Raw genomic sequence first — 312 nt, forward strand, 5'->3', positions numbered from 1 at the left:
GTCGCCGCTGTCCTCGTAGCTCTCCTGGTAAGCGTCTTCGGTGTAGCCGAGCTCGTCCGTGGTCGGCATGTCCATCGCGCTGTTACCGGTGGTGATCTCCTCCTCTGCGTCGTAGTAGCCGTCGCCGTCGGTGTCGGAGGCGTGGATGTCGCCGATGCCGTCGCCGTCGGTGTCGATGATCGCGGAGTCCGTCACGCCGTCACCGTCGCTGTCGAGGTGCTCCTCGTCTGCGCGGCCGTCGCCGTCGGTGTCCAGGACGATCAGGTCGCCGATGCCGTCGCCGTCCGTGTCGTACTCCATCTCTTCGACGAC

General features: G+C 66.3%; 1 protein-coding gene. It reads right to left on the reverse strand.

The features are described 5' to 3' along the window. A partial coding sequence (locus tag M3G19_RS11860) for a thrombospondin type 3 repeat-containing protein (RefSeq protein WP_259902802.1) occupies window positions 1–312 on the reverse strand: 312 nt, incomplete at both ends.

Source organism: Corynebacterium sp. p3-SID1194, assembly GCF_025144155.1.
Classification (GTDB): Bacteria; Actinomycetota; Actinomycetes; order Mycobacteriales; family Mycobacteriaceae; genus Corynebacterium.